The following is a 534-nucleotide window of genomic DNA, read 5'->3' as shown; positions in this document are numbered from 1 at the left end:
CTGTGGCGATATCAATGCCCACGCCCACAGCGCCTTGGTGAAGGTTTGCTTTACCGTCCGACGCCGCCGTAGAACAGCGCATCATTGCCATAACAGGGTAGCCTTTAAATACGATGATGCGTACGTCTGGCACACCTTCGTAGCTGAAACCATCAAAGCAGTCATCAAACTTAATCAAGTTCTCAACCACGGCAACATCGTTCTTACCGCCGAGCGAGAACAGCCCTGCCAGTGCATTACTGATGTGGCGTTCCACTTCTTCTTTGTTGATTGTCGCACCAGAAGGTTTGGTGTACACACCGTCTTTATGCGATGTCACCACCAAAATACCTTTACCACCGCTGCCTTGAGCTGGCTTAATCACAAAACCCGGCCAGTCTTTCACCATGTTGTGGATGGTTTTTACTTCTGCTTGGTTGTGAATCACGCCGATAAGGGCAGGGACGGTTGCCCCTGCAGCTTGAGCGATGATCTTGGTTTTTAGCTTGTCATCCACCAATGGGTATTTAGAGCGATCGTTATAGCGACCAATGT

General features: G+C 49.8%; 1 protein-coding gene. It reads right to left on the bottom strand.

Going from position 1 to position 534, the window contains the following annotated elements; genetic code table 11:
• Positions 1-532, bottom strand: a 532-nt coding sequence (locus R7Z50_RS30705; protein WP_318150179.1) for an alpha-L-glutamate ligase-like protein, incomplete at its 3' end; no start/stop codon positions are given.
• Between the last annotated feature and the right edge of the window lie 2 nt (positions 533-534).

The sequence above is a fragment of the Vibrio sp. 1249-1 genome (genome assembly GCF_033340495.1).
This window is presented reverse-complemented; position numbering and strand designations above follow the sequence as displayed.